Genomic DNA, 2,689 nt, shown 5'->3' with positions numbered 1-2,689 from the left:
CGGCGTCGCGATCGAGCGGCTCACGGTCGGCCGCGGCATACGCCGCAAGGCGCGGCTGGCCCTCGACTCGGCCGGTCCCTACGGCGCGCTGCGCGGCATGCCGGGCATGGCCACCGCGGACGACGGCACCGAGCTGTACTACGAGGTCGACGAGGTCGGCGAGACCGGTGAGACCGGCGGGGTGGCGGCCGACGAGACCCTGGCCCCGCGCCGCCGCCGGCTCTTCGGCCGCAGGACGCCCGCCCCGGTCACCGTCGTCTTCAGCCACGGCTACTGCCTCAGCCAGGACTCCTGGCACTTCCAGCGGGCCGCGCTGCGCGGTGTCGTGCGCACCGTCCACTGGGACCAGCGCAGCCACGGCCGTTCCGGGCGGGGCGTGGCCCAGACCGAGGACGGCATGCCGGTCACCATCGACCAGCTGGGCCGGGACCTGAAGGCCGTCATCGACGCGGCCGCGCCCGAGGGCCCGCTCGTGCTCGTCGGCCACTCGATGGGCGGCATGACGATGATGGCCCTGGCCGACCAGTACCCCGACCTGATCCGCGAGCGCGTGGCCGGCGTGGCCCTGATCGGCACGTCGTCCGGCCGGCTCGGCGAGGTCAACTTCGGGCTGCCGGTCGCGGGCGTCAACATGGTGCGGCGGATACTGCCCGACGTACTGAAGGTCCTGGGGCAGCGGGCCGAACTGGTGGAGCGGGGACGGCGGGCCACCGCCGACCTGTTCGCGGGGATCATCAAGCGGTACTCGTTCGCGTCCCGGGACATCGACCCCGCGGTGGCGCGGTTCGCGGAGCGGCTGATCGAGGCCACGCCGATCGACGTGGTCGCGGAGTTCTACCCGGCCTTCACCGACCACGACAAGACGGAGGCGCTCGCCCGCTTCGCCGGGCTGCCCGTGCTCGTACTGGCCGGGGTCAAGGACCTGGTGACGCCGAGCGAGCACAGCGAGTTCATCGCCGACCTGCTGCCGGACGCCGAGCTGGTGCTCGTGCCGGACGCGGGGCACCTCGTGATCCTGGAGCATCCCGAGGCCGTCACGGACCGGCTCGCGGAGCTGCTCACCCGCGTCGGTGCCGTCCCGGCAGGGGCTACCGTGGGTGGTTATGGAAGCACCAGCAGCACCGCGCGACGCGGTTGACCCTTCGGGACCCTCGAAGCCCTCGGAGACCCCGGCGTCCGTTCCGGACGGTGTCACGGTCGAGTTGACCGTCGACTCGCCCGAGCGGATGAAAGAGCTCGGGCGCCGGCTCGCCGGACTGCTGCGCGCCGGCGACCTCGTGATGCTCACCGGTGAGCTGGGCGCGGGCAAGACCACGCTCACGCGCGGGCTCGGTGAGGGGCTCGGGGTCCGGGGCGCGGTCACCTCCCCGACCTTCGTGATCGCCCGGGTGCACCCGTCCCTCGGGGAGGGGCCGCCGCTGGTCCACGTGGACGCGTACCGGCTGGGCGGCGGGCTCGACGAGATGGAGGACCTCGACCTCGACGTGTCGCTGTCCGACTCGGTGATCGTCGTGGAATGGGGCGAGGGGAAGGTCGAGGAGCTGACCGACGACCGGTTGCACGTGCTCATCCACCGGGCTGTCGGGGACACGACGGACGAGCTGCGGCGGGTGGAGCTCCGTGGGGTGGGGGAGCGGTGGGAGGCGGTCGAGCTGGGCCGGCTCGCCGGCTGAGTGCCGCCGGGACGCGGGCGGTTTCGTACGTTCGTCCCAACGTTCCGACATGGCGTCGGGAAGATGTTGCGCTGGGTGGCTTTGGCGTGGTCACATGGGCGGAGGGGTTGGTTAGGTCTACCTAACCACGTATGTCCCGGAGTCCACAGGAGGCCGCCGCCATGTCTACGTCGGAACGTGTTCCTCCGCGGCCGCAGTCGTCGTCGCCGTCGCGGCAGTCGCACGGGGTGTCCATGGCCCAGTTGCTCGCGGCGGGGGTGTTGGCGCGGGCCGTGTCGGAACCGCCTGTGGCTCCGCCGGTTGTTGTGGAGTCCCCGGTGACCGGGTGCGGGGAGAAGGAGCGGAAGCGGGCGGCTTAGCGGGTCGCTCCGCGGGGGGGCGGCTGGGATCTGCGGGTGCGCTGTGGTCCCCCAGCCTTCGGCCGGGAGGTGCCCCCAGGTCGCGCAGTTCCCCGCGCCCCTGAAAGCATGCGCAGTTCCCCGCGCCCCTGAGAAGCAAAAGGATTGCGCAGTTCCCCGCGCCCCCAAAGGCAAAAGACTGCGCAGTTCCCCGCGCCCCTTTGAGGGGCGGGGTCAGCCCGTTACCTCGATCGTTGTGCCGATCGTGGCGAAGTGCCACATTGCCGTGGCGTCCTCTTTCGATCCCCTGATGCCGCCGAGCTTCTTCGTGGGGTCGGGGAGCGTGACCCGGCCGTCCGTCGGGGCGCTGAAGCCGATCGAGATGCCGTCCACGTTCGCGAAGCGGACGACGTGCTCGACGGCCACGCCGTCCGAGCCGACGATCGCGTTGGAACGCGAGGTGACGGTGTACCGGGCGGGCAGCGGGTCCACCGTGCCCGGGCTGACCAGGAACGTCCGCAGGACCCGGCCCTCCGGGTCGACCAGCCACACCCGGTTGTCGTCCAGCGAGTAGACGACCCGCCGGCCCGTGCCCGACCCGGCGGGCAGCGCCGTCGAGTACTGCCCGGCCGGCGCGGCCTCCGGTACGGCGGCCGCCGAGGCCCCGACGGCCTGGGG

At 72.4% G+C, this 2,689-nt stretch carries 3 protein-coding genes; 2 read left to right on the top strand and 1 reads right to left on the bottom strand.

What is annotated here, in order from left to right; all coding sequences use genetic code 11:
• Positions 1–1,138 (top strand): alpha/beta fold hydrolase (locus HO151_RS04150; RefSeq protein ID WP_173894754.1); only part of this gene is annotated, 1,138 nt, incomplete at its 5' end.
• Positions 1,104–1,673, top strand: a complete 570-nt coding sequence (tsaE, locus tag HO151_RS04145; RefSeq protein WP_173894753.1) for a tRNA (adenosine(37)-N6)-threonylcarbamoyltransferase complex ATPase subunit type 1 TsaE — start codon at positions 1,104–1,106, stop codon at positions 1,671–1,673. The genes HO151_RS04150 and tsaE, both read left to right, overlap by 35 nt.
• Before the next feature lie 572 nt (positions 1,674–2,245).
• Here the strand turns inward: tsaE and HO151_RS04140 are convergent.
• On the bottom strand, positions 2,246–2,689 hold a 444-nt coding region (locus HO151_RS04140; RefSeq protein WP_173894752.1), incomplete at its 5' end, for a hypothetical protein.

Source organism: Streptomyces sp. 8P21H-1 (genome assembly GCF_013302945.1).
Note: the sequence above shows the minus strand (reverse complement) of the source record. Positions and strands in the feature narration are given on the sequence as shown.

Coding starts and splice junctions, on each gene's coding strand:
- tsaE (WP_173894753.1), top strand. CDS start 1,104: ATGGAAGCACCAGCAGCACCGCGCGACGCGGTTGACCCTTCGGGACCC.